Origin of the sequence: Marinomonas sp. THO17 (genome assembly GCF_040436405.1) — a bacterium.
GTDB lineage: Bacteria > Pseudomonadota > Gammaproteobacteria > Pseudomonadales > Marinomonadaceae > Marinomonas.
On the sequence record NZ_AP031575.1, the window covers coordinates 1,866,218 to 1,883,644 of the forward strand.

General features: G+C 42.9%; 16 protein-coding genes and 9 tRNA genes. 11 read left to right on the forward strand and 14 right to left on the reverse strand.

Features of this window, described 5'->3' with window-relative positions:
- Window positions 1-66: 66 nt before the first annotated feature.
- Window positions 67-1,131: a DNA polymerase IV gene (gene dinB / locus ABXS85_RS08880; protein ID WP_353669667.1), complete on the reverse strand. Its 1,065-nt coding sequence runs from the start codon at window positions 1,129-1,131 to the stop codon at window positions 67-69.
- A gap of 386 nt (window positions 1,132-1,517) precedes the next feature.
- On the opposite strand from dinB, the gene ABXS85_RS08885 reads away from it, so the two are divergent.
- The 6 genes from ABXS85_RS08885 (at window position 1,518) to ABXS85_RS08910 (ending at window position 5,371) form a co-directional block, all read left to right on the forward strand.
- Entirely contained in the window at window positions 1,518-2,162 is a 645-nt protein-coding gene (locus ABXS85_RS08885) for an LPP20 family lipoprotein (RefSeq protein WP_353669668.1), read from the forward strand.
- Window positions 2,162-3,355, forward strand: coding sequence for a flagellar assembly protein T N-terminal domain-containing protein (locus tag ABXS85_RS08890; protein ID WP_353669669.1), 1,194 nt, complete (start codon window positions 2,162-2,164; stop codon window positions 3,353-3,355). The genes ABXS85_RS08885 and ABXS85_RS08890 overlap by 1 nt, the downstream gene beginning before the upstream one ends.
- 51 nt (window positions 3,356-3,406) lie before the next feature.
- Window positions 3,407-3,637 carry a cell division protein ZapB gene (locus tag ABXS85_RS08895; RefSeq protein WP_353669670.1) on the forward strand — a complete coding sequence of 77 codons (231 nt, stop codon included), beginning with the start codon at window positions 3,407-3,409 and terminating at the stop codon, window positions 3,635-3,637.
- Window positions 3,634-4,107: a hypothetical protein gene (locus tag ABXS85_RS08900; RefSeq protein ID WP_353669671.1), complete on the forward strand. Its 474-nt coding sequence runs from the start codon at window positions 3,634-3,636 to the stop codon at window positions 4,105-4,107. The genes ABXS85_RS08895 and ABXS85_RS08900 overlap by 4 nt, the downstream gene beginning before the upstream one ends.
- A 184-nt stretch (window positions 4,108-4,291) precedes the next feature.
- Window positions 4,292-5,236, forward strand: a complete 945-nt coding sequence (locus ABXS85_RS08905) for a ProQ/FINO family protein (protein WP_353669672.1) — start codon at window positions 4,292-4,294, stop codon at window positions 5,234-5,236.
- A gap of 51 nt (window positions 5,237-5,287) precedes the next feature.
- Window positions 5,288-5,371, forward strand: a tRNA-Tyr gene (locus tag ABXS85_RS08910).
- A 318-nt stretch (window positions 5,372-5,689) separates the two neighbouring features.
- On the opposite strand, the gene ABXS85_RS08915 is transcribed toward ABXS85_RS08910, so the two are convergent.
- From ABXS85_RS08915 to ABXS85_RS08955, 9 genes are all read right to left on the reverse strand, one after another.
- Window positions 5,690-5,765: transfer RNA gene (locus ABXS85_RS08915), tRNA-Lys, on the reverse strand.
- Window positions 5,766-5,788: 23 nt separating this feature from the next.
- Window positions 5,789-5,865, reverse strand: a tRNA-Pro gene (locus ABXS85_RS08920).
- A 1-nt stretch (window position 5,866) separates the two neighbouring features.
- A tRNA-Asn gene (locus tag ABXS85_RS08925) sits at window positions 5,867-5,942 on the reverse strand.
- Window positions 5,943-5,980: 38 nt separating this feature from the next.
- Window positions 5,981-6,056: transfer RNA gene (locus ABXS85_RS08930), tRNA-Lys, on the reverse strand.
- Window positions 6,057-6,070: 14 nt separating this feature from the next.
- Window positions 6,071-6,146: transfer RNA gene (locus tag ABXS85_RS08935), tRNA-His, on the reverse strand.
- A 23-nt stretch (window positions 6,147-6,169) separates the two neighbouring features.
- Window positions 6,170-6,246, reverse strand: a tRNA-Pro gene (locus tag ABXS85_RS08940).
- Between the two features lies 1 nt (window position 6,247).
- Window positions 6,248-6,323 (reverse strand) — tRNA-Asn (locus ABXS85_RS08945).
- A gap of 53 nt (window positions 6,324-6,376) precedes the next feature.
- Window positions 6,377-6,467 (reverse strand) — tRNA-Ser (locus ABXS85_RS08950).
- Window positions 6,468-6,529: 62 nt separating this feature from the next.
- Complete coding sequence (locus tag ABXS85_RS08955; protein ID WP_353669673.1) at window positions 6,530-7,585, reverse strand: polysaccharide deacetylase family protein; 1,056 nt, start codon at window positions 7,583-7,585, stop codon at window positions 6,530-6,532.
- Window positions 7,586-7,767: 182 nt separating this feature from the next.
- On the opposite strand from ABXS85_RS08955, the gene ABXS85_RS08960 reads away from it, so the two are divergent.
- The 4 genes from ABXS85_RS08960 to glsB all read left to right on the forward strand — a co-directional run bounded on the left by ABXS85_RS08960 (window position 7,768) and on the right by glsB (window position 11,832).
- Window positions 7,768-8,964, forward strand: coding sequence for a glycine C-acetyltransferase (locus tag ABXS85_RS08960; RefSeq protein ID WP_353669674.1), 1,197 nt, complete (start codon window positions 7,768-7,770; stop codon window positions 8,962-8,964).
- A 15-nt stretch (window positions 8,965-8,979) separates the two neighbouring features.
- Window positions 8,980-10,005 carry an L-threonine 3-dehydrogenase gene (tdh, locus tag ABXS85_RS08965; protein WP_353669675.1) on the forward strand — a complete coding sequence of 342 codons (1,026 nt, stop codon included), beginning with the start codon at window positions 8,980-8,982 and terminating at the stop codon, window positions 10,003-10,005.
- Window positions 10,006-10,076: 71 nt separating this feature from the next.
- On the forward strand, window positions 10,077-10,898 hold the full coding sequence (gene nudC / locus ABXS85_RS08970) for an NAD(+) diphosphatase (RefSeq protein ID WP_353669676.1): 822 nt from the start codon (window positions 10,077-10,079) through the stop codon (window positions 10,896-10,898).
- 22 nt (window positions 10,899-10,920) lie between these two features.
- Window positions 10,921-11,832: a glutaminase B gene (gene glsB / locus ABXS85_RS08975; RefSeq protein WP_353669677.1), complete on the forward strand. Its 912-nt coding sequence runs from the start codon at window positions 10,921-10,923 to the stop codon at window positions 11,830-11,832.
- A gap of 78 nt (window positions 11,833-11,910) precedes the next feature.
- Here glsB and ppnN read toward each other — a convergent pair whose 3' ends face one another.
- From ppnN to ABXS85_RS08995, 4 genes are all read right to left on the reverse strand, one after another.
- Entirely contained in the window at window positions 11,911-13,284 is a 1,374-nt protein-coding gene (gene ppnN / locus ABXS85_RS08980) for a nucleotide 5'-monophosphate nucleosidase PpnN (protein ID WP_353669678.1), read from the reverse strand.
- Window positions 13,285-13,421: 137 nt separating this feature from the next.
- Window positions 13,422-14,642, reverse strand: coding sequence for an MFS transporter (locus tag ABXS85_RS08985; RefSeq protein ID WP_353669679.1), 1,221 nt, complete (start codon window positions 14,640-14,642; stop codon window positions 13,422-13,424).
- A gap of 123 nt (window positions 14,643-14,765) precedes the next feature.
- Window positions 14,766-15,431, reverse strand: a complete 666-nt coding sequence (locus ABXS85_RS08990; protein WP_353669680.1) for a glutathione S-transferase — start codon at window positions 15,429-15,431, stop codon at window positions 14,766-14,768.
- Window positions 15,432-15,784: 353 nt separating this feature from the next.
- Window positions 15,785-16,030 (reverse strand): hypothetical protein, encoded by a 246-nt coding sequence (locus ABXS85_RS08995; protein WP_353669681.1) that lies wholly within the window; start codon window positions 16,028-16,030, stop codon window positions 15,785-15,787.
- A 380-nt stretch (window positions 16,031-16,410) separates the two neighbouring features.
- Here ABXS85_RS08995 and ABXS85_RS09000 point away from each other — a divergent pair, with 380 nt between their 5' ends.
- Window positions 16,411-17,424, forward strand: coding sequence for a threonine/serine dehydratase (locus ABXS85_RS09000; protein ID WP_353669682.1), 1,014 nt, complete (start codon window positions 16,411-16,413; stop codon window positions 17,422-17,424).
- Window positions 17,425-17,427 lie beyond the last annotated feature (3 nt).

Here is a 17,427-nt window from a genome sequence, read left to right on the forward strand (position 1 = left end):
GCTTTGTTTCCGAGTTATGATTATAGACAGAGAAAGACGGAATTGTTTGTTTTTTAACCACCCCAATTATTCAAAAGGCAAAAGTAATTGCGCTGGTGCAGGGTTAACCAAACGAAAGCCCACTCCAATTAACCGCACTGGACGCTGCACTCTCGCATAAGCCTGTTCTAGTAAGACAACAAACACTTCGTCTGATAATTTCTTTTGAATGGGTTGTTCTATGGTGGTTTGCTTAAAGTCATCAAACTTAAGCTTGAGATAATATTTGTGCAAACGCGACTCATAACCTCGCCCTTGCATCCGCTTATGTAAACTGCTCAATAACTCTGGCAATACCGACCGACAAATGTGAAGTCCTTTTAGATCCTCAGAGAAAGTATGCTCCACAGAAATACTTTTACGCTCTCTTGAAACCTGCACAGGTCGATCGTCAATACCTTTAGCAAACTGAGACAAACGAAACGCCATGCTACCAAAACGTTTTTGCAACAATGCAAAGTCAACCTTTTGCAGATCTGCACAGGTAAAAACGTCCAAAGCGGCCAGTTTGTCTTGCGCCACTTTACCAATACCCGAAATGCATTTAACTGGAATCTTGGCAACAAATTCGTCTTGATCATCTGGCGAGACCAAGGTTAATCCATCTGGCTTATCCCAATCGCTGGCAACTTTTGCGATGAATTTATTCGTTGCCACACCTGCGGATACTGTTATTCCTACTGTGTCATAAATTTCACGTCGAATTTCTTGTGCAATCAAAGTCGCACTGCCCTGAAATAACTCTGAATCCGTGACATCCAAATAGGCCTCGTCCAAAGACAAGGGTTCGATTAAATGGGTATAACGACGAAAAATCTCATGCATTTGCTGCGAAGCTAAACGATAAGCCTGCATTCGCCCTGGTAAAATCAATAAATCAGGACACAAGCGTTTTGCAATAGCCACTGGCATGGCGGAACGAACACCAAAAGCTCGAGCGGGATAATTGGCTGTCGACAATACACTGCGCCTTTCAGCAGAACCCCCTATCGCCATGGGACGATCTTGCAAAGAAGGATCATCTCGCATCTCTATCGCAGCATAAAAACAATCCGCATCTATGTGAATAATTTTTCGGGTCAAGTGAGACATGAATTAAGACCAAAATACTGTATATAAAAACAGTATATATCGACCTATTAGGCTTCTCAATTGTAAATTTTCCAATCTCAAAGATAAGAATTGATAGACTTTACCCATGTTATTGGAGAACAAAAGGGTAAACAAAAAATGTCCCAATAGTGAGTAAAGGCATTTTTATTATATAAAACAAAGAAAATTGCCTATTAAAGACGTTATAAATAGACGCTAGCACATAAAATAGTTTACATTTTAGGCATAGGAAAAATATCTCTGATGAAGTATTTCATTTATGTGTGAAACTCAGGGGTATGGCTTTGTTGTCCTACCACGCACTTAAGAAAAATAAGACGAGGTCGACAATAAAGAGATGAGAATCGCACACAAAGGGCACCGTCATGACACATTTCACTCAAATTTTGTTGATTGCTGCAGGAGCAATCCTTATCACGGGTTGTCAAACCTACAATCAGCAAGGTGTGGCCAATACAGGTACCTGTACTTCAATCGCGCCTTGTAATGGCAACCAAATTGGCAATGATGGCGCGACCAACAATTACACACCAGCTGCTACTACTGGCGCACTCAACGCCAACAACACCATCGCCGTTATCAAACAAGAACCTATTGTAGTAACCGCAACAGGTTATGCTGCCTTAACGACTAATAAACGTCTGACCAAATCACAAGCTCGAATCATGACGCTTCGCAGTTCTATGTTGGACGCTTATCGAAACCTTTCTGAACGTGTTTACGGCTTGAAAATCGATGGCTCCAGCTCTTTGAGCAATATGGTCATCCAAAACGATGAGTTACGTACTTATGTTGACGCTTATTTGGTTGGTGCCAAAGTGGTTTCACAAAGAGAACATGAAGACGGCACCTTTGAAACAGTAGTTGAGATGGCATTACAAGAGAACTTCCGTCAGTGTATCGCTTCAAGCAATGTAGCAAACGATCCAAACTGTCAAGTTCAACCTGGTTATCGTGCCATTAACGTACAAAGTTCTACTCCAACGACGAATTTCTATAGTATTGAATAATGCGATTGTCATTCTTTAGTATACTACTCAGTTATGTTTTATTGAGTTTCTCTGGTGCTAGCTTTGCGGTTACCATTGACGCAGTCGGTGAAGCTATAATTTATGATAACGACATCGCCGATGCACGTTATCGAGCCACTCAACAAGCTATTAAGCAAGCCGTTTTAGAAGCCAGTTCTAGAGTCAAAGTAAGCGATGAAATGACCAATGGAGATGTCACCTCTAGTGTGGCAATCCGCAGTTCTGGCTATGTGCAACGCGCGAAGATAATTTCGGAAGAACAAAATGGTAACTTCCTTAAAGTCGTTGCGCGTATCGATGTGACTGAAGACTCCCAATGCAGCACAGGCCCTACTAGCTATTACCGTAAGACGCTTGGTGTCACAGGCTTTGAACTACAAGTTCCTCAGCAAGCACAGCTTGGGGCAATCAGTAACATTGCACGTGAATTACCCAAGTTTTTGGCAGATGAAATTAATAAACAAGGGTACCTAAAAGCCCTTACTGCAACTAACATTGCCATTTATCCTGATCTTATTAACGCACCCTCTTCAACCAATTACGATGGCTCGCTCACTGACGTCACTCGTCTTAGTGAGCAATTAGGTGTCCAATATATTATCAGTGGCGTTATCCGTGACATTGGCGAACTCTATCAACGTCGCCCGAATGATAAGGCCAACAAAGACCCTCTACCCGATGAAGATAAAGAAAGAAACTTTGTGGTCGATATCTACCTATACGATGGCTTCAGTGGCGCTTTATTATTCGAAAAAAGATACAGCGAAATCGGCAACTGGGACATAGCAGATAATAAAAGAGTCGGCTTTGGTAGTGCTAAGTTCTGGACGATAAACTACGGCAAAGTGGTACAACAAGCTTTGAAAGAAAGCGCACTGGATACCAGCGAGCAATTGAGATGCCAACCTTTCATTGCCAATATTTTTCGCACGGAAGGCAATCGCATCCATATCGCGGCGGGATCCATTGCAGGCATCAAACCAGGCGACACCTTTAATGTATACCGTCGTTATGAAGTATTTGATCAGCTACAGTCTGCGCAAACTCAGCTGAACAATGCCAATATCAGTGTTACAATTAAACAAGTACAACCTAATTTTTCGGTAGGTGAATTGGTTGTCGACTCACGCATTCTAAATGTACAAAAACAAGATGTGGTCATCGCCTGGTAAAGAATTCAACTGCTTTCGCTTAACATCAGCGAATTATTTTAGGAATATATTATGAACAACGAACTACTTCATCACTTAGAACAACGCATCAATGAAGCAGTAGATGAAATTAGCTCTTTACGCAAAAAAATATCAGAACTAGAAGTACAAAATTACGAATTAAATGAAGAAAAAACTGAGTTGCAAAACTCACTGAATCAAACCAAAGAACAGCAATCTAATTGGGAAAGTTCCCTTTCTCAGATGCTGAGTCGCTTAAATCAAATGGATAACAAACAATGAGATCATTATTACTGGCAGTACTGGTGTTAGTAAGTGCTAATGCATCTGCAAATGGACAGCTTGCTAGCCTGCTAACATTTGAATCTGCAGCTGCACGACCAGACGGTAGAGATGACCAACCAAATGTTACCTCTATTATAAATGCCAACATGGAGTTTATCACCCCAGAAAATATATCTTTTCACGGTGGTATTTCTTTTGTATTAGGCGAAGAATTTGAGAGTTCCGTTAATTTAGGCACTCGCTTTTACAGTTCGAGCCCTGCTTTTCAAATTTTTCCTAACGCCCCTGTATGGTCATTTATCGGTGGTGGTATTTCATTCTTAGATGAGACTGTCTATTACCCTGAAGCAGGATTTCGTATCGCGACATCAAATGTTTCGCGTTTAGACGTATTTATTAAAATACTCAATAGTGATAGTGAAACTTACGACAGGCACATTATGATCGGCGCTGGACTCACTTTCTAAAACTCATGAAACTAGCACCTATTATCATTGCAGGTCTTTTAATAACAAGCACTTACTCATGGTGGCAAGGTAATAATGACATTGAAATTATCTTGCCCAACGATGCACAGAAAAAAGAAATGCTTGGCACCAGTAATACACCCAGCATACCATTAAGCCCATTACAGCACTGAGCCTCGTGTTTATGGAACATTTGATTGCCCAACTCGAAGCACGGATTGGCCAGCTGACCAAACAGCTGGAAGAAGCGAATGAAGAGATTGCAAAGCTAAAGGACAGCAAACATACTGCTAATGAGCATAACGCCTCTTTGGACCTATTAACCCAAATGGAGAGTCGCTCTACGGAAGATCAGCTGCAGTTTTATATAGAAGACTCACTGGATCTGTTATCACCGACAAAGACACCCTCTCCAAAACGCAAAGTAAATACAATGGTTGAGCAACAACTTAACTTTGATTTACTGTACGAAGGTGCCGATAACGACACCACCAATACGACAACTGAACAGACGAATTACATGACTACACAACAACCAGAGTCTAGCAAGCTAGCGGAAGAAGAGACAAACACGGACATAGAGCAAATGACAAATGATGCTGCTGATAAACAAAGCGCCCCTGATAAACAAGAAGTGACGCTAACGCCTGAGCAAAAAAAACGTCAGCGCAATCAGAAAAATAACCGTCGCCTCATCAAAATGTTGGAAGATCGTTACCCTAAAGCCTTTAATTGGAACCAACCAAAGCCACTGAAAGTGGGCATAGATAAAGACATGGTTCTAGACGATGACTTTAATGCCAGCAAACAAAAGCGCGCCCTAGCGGCTTACACACGCTCAGATCGCTACAAGAAATGTTTGTTGTCGGGTCAACCTCGCATTGACCTTGAAGGTGTAGCGGTAAACGACGAGCCCGCTTTACCTGAATCCATGATGCCAACGAAACCTAAAGCTACCACCAATCGACCAGCGAAAGATAAAACACCTCGCGCCAACAAAGCCAAATCAAAACCCCAACACAACAAAAAACCGAAAAAAGCCGAAACCAAAGAAGACAGCATCTATGACAACCTGTCTCCTGAAGAGCGCATGAAGGCCAAATTGGAAAAATTATTAAATAAATCATAAAAAATGGTTTACATACTTTAGTGTGGTATATATGATATGCCGCGCTGCTGTGGAGGGGTTCCCGAGTGGCCAAAGGGAGCAGATTGTAAATCTGCCACGAGAGTTTCGGTGGTTCGAATCCACCTCCCTCCACCATTTCTCTTATATCTTCTAAAAATCCATATAAATCATTGTTTTAAAATATTTTATACTTTAACTATTCAGCTAGTTAATTAATCGTAACACTTGGATTTCGCACACAGAGCACCGCTCTGCTTTCACTTTCATAACCCTATATGTACATCTAACCAGACACTCACAACAATTTCTCACCAAAGCGCTTATCTTATCGACGAACTGAACAGCAAACCTCTCAACACCAACAAGAAGAACAATGCATTTAACACAAAACAAAAAGGGACTATTGCAAAACAACAAGGCAATTTAAGAGAAATATACAAAAAGAAGAAAGAATGGTGGGTCGTACTGGATTCGAACCAGTGACCAATTGATTAAAAGTCAACTGCTCTACCAACTGAGCTAACGACCCATTCTTTGAGATGTGCAAACTGATGGTCGGAGTAGAGGGATTCGAACCCCCGACATCCTGCTCCCAAAGCAGGCGCGCTACCAGACTGCGCTATACTCCGATGGCTCCTCGAACTGGACTCGAACCAGTGACCCAATGATTAACAGTCATTTGCTCTACCAACTGAGCTATCGAGGAATTAATCAGATTAGTGCAGATTGTGCATCAGATATAGCTGGTGGGTCGTACTGGATTCGAACCAGTGACCAATTGATTAAAAGTCAACTGCTCTACCAACTGAGCTAACGACCCAACTATCATAGTAATGGGGTGGACGATGGGGCTCGAACCCACGACCGATGGAATCACAATCCATAGCTCTACCAACTGAGCTACGCCCACCACTACTAAAATGAACGATAAAATGGTCGGAGTAGAGGGATTCGAACCCCCGACATCCTGCTCCCAAAGCAGGCGCGCTACCAGACTGCGCTATACTCCGATGGCTCCTCGAACTGGACTCGAACCAGTGACCCAATGATTAACAGTCATTTGCTCTACCAACTGAGCTATCGAGGAACTAATTTTATCTTCGCCGCAACCTGTCTTTTAAAGACAATTTCTTTAAAAGATGGCGGAGGAGGAGAGATTCGAACTCTCGGTAGGCTACTAACCTACGCCGGTTTTCAAGACCGGTGCATTAAACCACTCTGCCACCCCTCCGTTGCGAGCGAGGTGTATATTACTGATTTGAAATTTCAGTGCAACATTTTTTTGAAAAAAAGTTAACTTTTTTCGCTCACATAGTGTTGATCTGCAGCTGGACGAATCCAAACATTGGAGTACCAATAGTAACTGCGACCAGTGCTATCTGGCATGGTACAGTTAATACGTCCACGTCCAGTACCAAATGCTTTCGGAGCCGTTGCCACCACTTGATTGTCTGCCGTCCATTCCAAATTGGCTTTGCCTTGCCCTGACACATAACAGGCTAAGTCTTTGAAGCGATACTTACCCTCTTTAAAAGTCAAACGAATTGAAACCGGATCAGCTCCAGCCAAATCGCCTCCTGCATCTGCGTTCAATAACGGCATTGGTTGTGAATTTAACTTGGTCTTTAATGTGGCCAAGTTGGCATACACACCTGAGGCCGGAAAGCGTGGCAAATTCTCAAAGTCAGAATCAATACTCACGACTCCTGATTGCTGACCAAACGCCATAATGCCTCTGTCTTTCATGATATTTCGAATCGCTTGATTAGATTCACCGTATGGATACGCGAACATTTTTGGCGTGAAGTCTAATTTTTCCAGCAAGAGTTCTTCAACCGTGTCTACCTCTTGCGTCATACGAGACAACCAAGCCTCATTTGTTTCCCCCTCTTCCTTACGCATCATATAAGGGTGATTCACTGTATGATTCGCAAACACAGCGCCCGACTTCTCCATCTCTTTCATCTGTTCCCAAGTTAATGCACTACTGCGCTTCGCTAAAACGGGTTCTGTATTAATAAAGACGGTGAAAGGATATTCGCGTTCAGACAGAATTGGGAAGGCGCCGGTATAAATATCACGATACGAATCATCAAAAGTGATGGCTACCGCTTTCTCAGGTAAAGGGCTATTCACTTTAATTTTGTTCAAGGCGGTACGTAAATCCACCACTTCAAATCCAGCACTTTCCAAATAATCCATGTGTCCGATAAACTCAGCAGGACTTAAAGAAGTCGATCTTGGCGTCGTTTCACTCACATGGTGATACTGCAAAATAGGTAAATAATCTTGCGCTTGTAACGCGACACTCATTCCAATACCACTTACCAACAAGCTAGATCGCATCATCCTCTTACAAACCTTTGACAACATGTCACATCCTCTTTGATTAAAACTTGCCCCATTCTACGCGACCCTTACAATTTAAGAAAACTGTTATGGTCATTTTACTATGCCACTGCATCTACTTTTCTTTATGGCGGACTTCTACACTCAAGACATATGTAATGTCACTTTTAGCGGAGTACTGTATGAGCAAAACCAACTTTTACCGAGGGTTGAAAAACCAGTTAGCCGAACTCAAAAAGCAAGGCTTATACAAGCAAGAACGCCCAATGATTTCACCGCAAGCCAGCTTGGTAGAAACGACTGATCAACGCCCCGTCATTAATTTATGCGCCAATAACTATTTGGGCTTAGCCAATGACGAAAAAGTGAAGCAAGCAGCTCACCAAGCCTTAGACACTTTTGGTTACGGTATGGCATCGGTACGTTTCATTTGCGGCACACAAAGTATCCATGAAACGCTGGAGACTAGTATTAGTGACTTTTTGGGAATGGAAGCCACCATTCTGTATTCTTCCTGTTTTGATGCCAATGGTGGTTTGTTTGAAACCCTGCTTGATGAAGATGACGCCATTATCAGTGATGCGTTAAATCACGCCAGCATTATAGATGGCATTCGATTATCTAAAGCACAGCGCTATCGCTACGCAAATAACAACATGGACGAACTGGAAGCGGCATTACAAGCTGCCGATCAAAAGGGTGCAAAAACCAAACTCATCGTAACCGACGGTGTCTTTTCAATGGACGGCATCATTGCGGATTTACAAAGCATCTGCGATCTAGCGGATCAATATGACGCTCTGGTAATGGTTGACGATTCTCATGCCGTTGGATTTTTAGGAGAACAAGGCCGAGGCAGCCATGAATATTGTCAGGTTATGGGACGCGTCGACATTATTACCGGCACCTTAGGGAAAGCCTTAGGAGGCGCTTCTGGTGGTTACACTAGTGCATCAAAAGAGGTGGTTGATTGGCTGCGTCAGCGCTCACGGCCCTACTTATTCTCAAATGCTTTAGCGCCTGTCATTACAGCAACCAGTCTGGCCATTATGGAGCAACTCAAACAAGGTGACCAAGCTCGTCAACAGCTCAAAAAGAACAGCCATTACTTTCGCTCCGAGATGAGCAAACTAGGCTTTGAATTGGTTCCTGGGGATCACCCCATTATTCCCGTTATGTTGGGGGATGCCAAACTAGCACAAGATATGGCAAATGCGCTGTATAAAGAAGGCATCTTTGTTACCGGATTCTCCTTCCCAGTAGTGCCTATGGGCAAAGCCAGAATTCGTACACAAATGTCGGCCGCTCATACTGAGCAACAGCTTGACCAAGCCATTCAAGCCTTTGCCAAAGTAGGTCAGCAACTTAACATTATTTAAGGAGGGGGAATTGCCATGAAAACGCTAGCCAAACTGCACGCCGAAAAAGGCATCTGGTTAACTCAAGCAGATTACCCTGAATGCGGCCATAACGATGTCATTATCAAGATACGCAAAACCGCCATTTGCGGCACCGACATGCACATTTATCACTGGGATGAATGGTCACAAAACACCATCCCTGTTCCCATGACTATAGGTCATGAATTTGTTGGCGAAATCGTCGAGATTGGTCCAGAAGTCAGTGGTTTTGCTCTAGGGGATCGCGTCTCAGGGGAAGGCCACATAACCTGTGGTCATTGCCGTAATTGTCGAGCTGGACGTCGTCACCTATGTCGTAAAACCCTAGGTGTGGGCGTCAATCGTAGCGGTGCTTTCGCAGAATATCTAGCCATTCCTGCCAGCAACGCCTTTAAAATTCCAGACAATATCAGTGATGAGCTAGCCGCTATCTTTGATCCCTTTGGCAATGCAGCTCACACCGCCCTCTCTTTTGATTTAATTGGCGAAGACGTATTAATCACAGGCGCAGGGCCAATTGGTGCCATGGCCACCGCTATCGCCAAACATGTAGGGGCGCGTAATGTGGTCATCACAGATATCAATGATTTCCGCTTATCACTCGCCAAAAAAATGGGCGCAACTCGTGTGGTCAATGTCGCTCGCGAATCACTCAGCGATGTGATGGCAGAACTCGGCATGAGTGAAGGGTTTGATGTGGGCTTGGAAATGTCTGGTAATGATCAGGCGTTCCGTTCCATGCTTGAAAACATGAACCATGGAGGCAAGGTTGCCATGCTAGGCATTCCAGATAAAAATGCCTTGATCGACTGGAATCAGGTCATCTTTAAGGGCTTGGTCATTAAAGGCATATATGGCCGTGAAATGTACGAAACCTGGTACAAAATGGTGGCCATGCTGCAATCTGGTCTCGACATCAGCCCAATCATCACACATCAATTCTCCATGGATGATTTTCAAAAAGGCTTTGATACCATGGCTTCTGGTCAATCAGGAAAAGTGATCCTAAACTGGAACTAACGTATTAAAACTTGCGTCAATAAGATGATCGCGTTAGCGTAATTCTTTTTGACGCAAGACAGAGCGGTAACATGTTAGAAATTGGCACACAAGCGCATCCTCGCCCACATCAAGATGCGCTCTATATTTTGTTACATCGTCAACAAGTGCTAGTCGAAGCGGATCAGCAGTTCTTAATCCCTTTTCATCATTTTCAACCTAACGCCAATATGGGCGCGGTGTATTGTGGTCAATGGCACGGTCAAGACCTATTTGTTTGCCGTTTTGATAAGGTACCGAAAGGCTTTAAAGAAATAAGTCTACGTGAACTCTTATTTCTGCAAGATCATGACCACTACATTTTACTCAGTCGTGCTCATCAGCTGTCTACTTGGGACAGAGATCACCAGTTTTGCGGCCGTTGTGGAACGGGCTTACAAGAAAAACACCATCAAGAACATACTAAAATTTGTCCAAAATGCCACCTAAGACATTATCCACGTATTTCTCCCTGTGTGATCGTCTCCATTCGTTATGACAATCGCATTTTGCTTGCTCGTGGTCCACAAGCGCCAAAAGACCGTTACAGTAACATTGCCGGATTTGTTGAAGCAGGCGAAACCTTGGAGCAAGCCGTTGCTCGTGAAGTTAGAGAAGAAGTGGGCATTGCGGTCAAGAATATTCGCTACATAAGCAGCCAACCTTGGTCCTTTCCTCATCAACTAATGACAGGTTTTTTTGCCGATTACCAGTCAGGAAAAATCACCCCAGCGCCCGGTGAAATTGAAGAAGCAGACTGGTGGCATATAGACAATTTACCCACGATTCCAAACCCTGCCACTATCTCAGGCCAACTGATATTACAACATGTTGACTGGATTAAGACACAACAGTACTTTAATCCGCTTAAATAACCATAATAAGATTGAGAAAAACGTGGAAGCCTTACTTCAGTCCATTGAAAAGAAAGTTCGCCCTTTAATCGGTCAAGGCAAAGTCGCCGATTACATCCCAGCCCTTGCAGAGGTTGACGCCAACCAATTTGGCATCGCCATCTACAGTAATGATGGCACCTTATATCAGGCAGGCCAGGCGGATACTGAATTCTCCATACAAAGTATTTCAAAGGTATTCAGCCTCACCCTAGCCATTAAGCACTATGGCGAGAGTATGTGGCAACGGGTTGGTAGAGAACCATCTGGTAATCCATTTAACTCTCTAGTGCAACTGGAATATGAGGCTGGCGTACCAAGAAACCCCTTTATCAATGCTGGGGCTTTGGTAATCAGTGATATGAACCAATCACGCTTCGCATCTCCGCATTACGCCATGCGCGAATTCATTCGTCGATTGGCAGATAATCCACACATTCAATCAGATAAAGTGGTATCAGACTCAGAATATGAGTTTCGCGCTCGGAATGCGTCCATGGCGTATTTAATGAAAGCCTTTGGCAATTTTGATAATGATGTGGAAGCGGTTTTGCACAGCTATTTCGATAACTGTGCCGTGCGTATGAGCTGCATTGACCTTGCCAAAGCCTTCAGTTTTCTTGCCAATAAAGGTTACTCGCAACTCTCCAATGAGCAAATTTTAAGCCCTAGAGAAACCACTCAGATCAATGGCTTATTGGCCACCAGTGGTTTATACGACGAAGCGGGCAACTTTGCATACCGGGTTGGCTTACCGGGCAAGAGTGGCGTTGGCGGCGGCATTATTGCCATTGTGCCAAATCAGTTTTCCGTATGCGTTTGGTCACCAGAACTAAACTCATCGGGCAACTCCCTTGCCGGCATGGCGGCACTAGAAGCCTTATCCGAGAGTATTGGTTGGTCAGTATTCGGTTAATCACAAAAAAGGCTCTCAAATTATTTTAAGAGCCTTTTACTTGCCTACTTTTTTTTACCTATACCAGATACCAATAACTTAATCAGTGATCACTTTGTAGCAAGGCACATAAGCCGTACCGGGCAATTTCATTCGTTGTTGATCAACAAAGGCTTGTAACAACACATCCAATTTGGCCAACAAGGCTTTATCGCCATGAATCTCAAATGGGCCAAATTCCTTAATGTGCGCCACACCTTGAGCCTTCACATTACCTGCCACAATAGACGAAAATGCTCGACGTAAATCAGCAGCAAGCAAATGCACTTCTTGTCCAAAATGCAGATTTAAGCTGCGAACATTGTCATGAGTGGGTTCAAAAGGGTATTGAAACTCTTCAGGAATATGCAGTTTCCAGTTGTAGTAGAAAGCGTCCTGATGGGTTTTACGATAAGCTCGCACCTCTTCCATGCCTTGCTTCATAATACGAGCCACCGCCACTTCATCATCAATGACAATCTGATATTTATTCTGCGCTTCGCTACCTAATACTTCTCCAATAAAGGCATGAATCTGTTCGAAGTAATCCGCACTTTCTTTTGGCCCAGTAAACACAAATGGGAAAGGAATATTGGCATTTTTAGGGTGCAGTAAAATACCCAAAATATAGAGAATTTCTTCCGCGGTTCCAGCACCACCAGGGAAGACAACAATCCCATGCCCGGCTCGCACGAAAGCCTCTAAACGTTTTTCTATGTCCGGCATGATCACTAATTGATTGACGATCGGATTGGGCGATTCAGCTGCTATAATACCTGGTTCCGTCAGCCCCAAGTACACACCATCTTTAATACGCTGTTTGGCATGAGCAATGGCCGCTCCTTTCATTGGCCCTTTCATGGCACCAGGTCCACAACCGGTACAAATATTCAGATCACGTAAACCCAGTTCATGACCAACACGTTTGGTATAATCGTATTCATGACGAGCAATGGAATGACCACCCCAACAAACAATCAAATCTGGGGTTTGAATGCGGCGAAAAACATCGGCATTTCGCAGTAACTCAAATACCACATTGGTTAATTTGTCTGAACTGGCGTTTTTAAGACCATCTTCTAAATCGTATTCGTGATGCGTGAAAATAATGTCACGCAATACGCTGAACAACATCTCACGCACACTACTAATCATCTTACCGTCAACAAAAGCACTGCTCGGCGCATTCTTCAGCTGCAATTTAACGCCTCGCTCTTGCTGAATAATTTGAATATCAAAGTCACGATATTCATCCATAATAGCTTGCGGATCATCCGAATCACTGCCGCAGTTCAAAATAGCCAAAGCACAACGATGGAATAAATCATGAAGTGGCCCTGATTCCTCAGACAAACGCGCCATTTCATCTTGTGACAACATTTCCAAAGCGCCTTTAGGCGCCACTAACGCATCTACGCGATCCTCATACTGCATGATCGCCCTCCTCTTTTTTCATCTTATTTTTCATCTGTTTCATGTCTTTATATTGGTAGTGATGAACAGCTTTATCAAGCAGACGTAACAAAGTTAACAAAATATCCCTAATTTGAAATCAATAAGTTAGCGACGATTTAGGCCATTTGAGCACGCAACCGAGCCACCGGGCGTTCATCAATCACAATGTGAATCAAGGCGGTAATCAAGGCAATAATGCAAGCTGCCCACCACACAACATCATAAGATCCGGTGTGATCATAAAGGTATCCGCCCAACCAAACTCCGCTGAATGAGCCAAGTTGATGACCAAGGAAAACTATGCCATACAACATGCCCATATAACGCAAACCAAACATTTGCGCGACCAAACCAGAAGTCGGTGGTACGGTAGCTAACCAAAGCAAGCCAGTCACAATCGAGAACAGATACACTGACCAATCCGTCATTGGGAACACCATAAAGAGTGCGATGGCCACAGCGCGTAGTGCATAGATGATGGTCAGTAGTTTCTTTTTCGAATAAATCCCTGCCCAACTGCCCGACAACAAACAACCAAAGATATTAAACAAACCAATCAGCGATAAACTGGCTACCGCCACTTCGGATGAAAAGCCTTCATCGGACAAGAAAGCTGGCATATGCACCGTGATGAAAGCCAATTGGAAGCCACAGACAAAAAAGCCCACCACCAGCAACCAATAATGTCGATACACACCCGCTTCTTTTAATGCCTGCATCATGGTTTGCGTGTTTTCTGTGCTTTCTGCTTGGAAAGAAGCGGGTTGGGTTTCATGACGAAAAGGACTCGACAATAACACCATCATTAGCGCGCAACCGGCTAACAAAAGCAGGGCGTTACTCCAACCGTAGGCCGCAATAAAACCTTGTGCGACTGGTATCACCAAGAGTTGTCCAGCCGAACCAGCGGCACTACCAAGACCAAGGGCAAAAGAGCGTTTTTCCGGCGCGACCATTCTCGCCAAAGCTGGCAAGACAACCCCAAAACCCGTAGCGGCTATGCCCATGCCCATCAAGATGCCCGCCCCCAGATTTAAACTGGTTACACTGCCAGCATCGGTTGTGACATACAAACCTAACGCATACAAAGCTGCCCCAATAAACAAGGTTTTCATGGTGCCAAAGCGATCGGAAAATGCACCAGCTAAAGGCTGAAACAATCCCCAGCATAAATTTTGTAACGCCAAGGCAAAAGCAAACACTTCACGACCATAACCAAACTCCTCGGAAATCGGCGTCATAAAGAAGCCCATGGAGGAACGCAAACCAAAGTTTAGTGCCAATAAAATACATACTAAGACAATGGCAAAACTCACTAATTTAACAGGCTGAGACATGAACTTCCTCGACTTCGTCTATAGGTGAAAGAGCATCAAATCATAGGAGTAAAGACACAAAAAGAGCAAGCGAATCCATCGCCCCTGCCCTGTACTAAAACATCTCCCTCGCCTAGCTGAATTTTAAAGAGTTTGAAAACTACCGCCCTTAGCTAACGCTTGTTGATAACTGGGTTGTTTTTCCACTGCGGTAAGGAAACGACGAATATTGGGATACTGATCTAAATTCATACGAGTACTGGATGCCTGTAAAGGAAAACTCATTTGAATGTCTGCGGCACTCATAGCATCACCAGCAAACCATTCGCGCTCTCCTAAAGTGACTTCTATGAAGTCCAACTGCGGCTGTAAACGGGGTAAAATGAACTTTTGCTGGACTTTATCCGTTAACGCTTTGGCAATGGGTTTGATGAAAAATGGCATGGGGCTTTTTGGTACTTTCATCATCACCAACTTCATCACTAATAAAGGCATTAAAGACCCTTCGGCAAAATGCAGCCAAAAACGATAATCCAACAAAGCCTGACCTTGCGCAGGTCGTAATCGTTGCTCGGAATCGTATGTATCGAGCAAGTATTCAATAATGGCGCCAGACTCCGCTATGGTATTTTCACCGTCAGTTATAACGGGGGCTTTACCCAGAGGATGCACTTTTTTAAGCGACTCAGGTGCAGCGGAGGTTTCTGGATCACGCTTATATTCGACAATGTCATACGCTAGATTAAGCTCTTCCAATAACCATAAAATACGTTGCGAACGTGAATTTTCCAAATGATGAAGCGTTATCATAATGACTTCCCTTGCAGACAAAAGTGTTTGATTTAGAGAGGAACATAGCAAGAGCAATATACAAAGTAGGGAAAATCAACACAAGAATTCACAACTCATTTAATAATGAATCGTACAATGAAAGACCGTCAAGGGTATTAAGTCCCTAGGCAAAGCCATGGGCTTGTGCTGAATATAAATATTCAGGTCTATGATCAAAGTTCCATTGAGCGGCTTCAATAATCTTCAATGTGCCATTTGGTTGACGAAATAAACAAGGGAAGGTTCATACCGCCAATACACCACCATTTGGTACTGCTAGTGTGGTCATATTGAACGGTATTATTTGTAATCTGTATTGCTCTATTAGAAGCCTATACAGGCTTTAATTGTCTTTGCAGGTCATGATAATTACCTACATATTCAGAGCCGTAGAAGAGTTGAGGTATCTTGGCTAGCTCCTGACCAATCATATAAATAAGTTCAGCTTTGGAAACCTGAGAGGATTCAGAATCTTCTATACGAACCGTCTCAAATACAATGTTATTACGCATTAAGGTATCTTCTGCCAAGCGGCACACGCCATCATTTGTTGCGCAATATAGTGTGTAATTTTTCATCTTGATCTCCTTCAAGTATGTGGTGGGATTAGCGCCTGTCGCCTTATTCCATGAGTCATACTTTAGAAGAATTACAAAACAATAAAAAATAAATTAAAATTAATATATAAATTAAACAAAACTATTTAATCACAAAACAGCTTCAAAACATTCTAAATGTGGATGCTCTATATAGACCTCTCTGCGGTTCCTGTATTTTATTAAGGTTACAAACATTCTTATTGAAATACGGGGTACGATAGAGAATAAATTTTACGTGCATAATAAATCATATTCCTTACACAAAAGATCACAATTCTCGTTCAAATAAGTATTTATAATACTAAAACAGAGTCTTAGAGGATTAAGGCTATTAGGAGCAATCGCATAAGGAAGAATTTATGCTTAAGGATATCGAAAAACCAATACAGAAAATAAGAAGCTCGTCTGCATGGGTAAGTTTCATAGAACAAACTCCCAATCCCTTAATAATTAACACGCCTTTAGTAAAGTCTGATCTCCTAGCAAGAGCTTCTGGCATAGACGAAGTTTATTTTAAGGCTGAATACCTCCAGCTTGGAAATAGTTTTAAAATCCGAGGAGCTATTCACAAATTACAATCCTTACTGTCTCTTTCTCAAAAACCTATCGTATATACGGCTTCGGCAGGTAATCATGGTATTGGTCTTGCCCTTGCTGCAAAAGCTCTTGGTTTCAAAGCCGTCATATATGTTCCAGAGAATACTCCTCAAATAAAACAAGAAAAGATTCTTGCTACAGGTGCAATCCTAAAAGCAGAGGGAAGTAATTTTGATGAAAGTGAGTTTTTAGCTAAAACTCATTGTGACAAAACCAAAGGAGAATACATATCTAGCTTTGATGATGATTATATAATTGCAGGAAACGGAGGAAGCATAGCGCGAGAAATATACCAAGCTTTAAACGAAAACATAGAAAATATGGACTTAATTGTACCAATAGGAGGAGGTGGAATGGCATCGGGACTGGTCACTTTTTTCCACGGTAGTTGTCTTAGACTACTTGGAGTAGAACCAGAAAATGACTGCGCCATGTATCACTCCGTTAAAAATCAAAGATTCCAGAAGGACTATATTGGGCAAGGAAGTTATGCCGACGGCTTAGCAGGCGCTATATCCCAACACACCTTCAACTTATGCAGCACTGGATTACAGCAGGTTCTAACTGTATCCGAATCTGAAATACTTCAAGCAACTTGTTGGGCTTATGAGCAACTTGGAATTGTTATTGAAGGCTCATCTGCTGTCACTATTGCAGCTTTGTTAAATAAAAAAATTCAATTTTCGCCGAGAGTCTGTCTGATTCTAACTGGCTCAAATATTGATCAATCACTTATAACAAAGGCGCGATCATTTAAACACACATTACCAATCTAAATA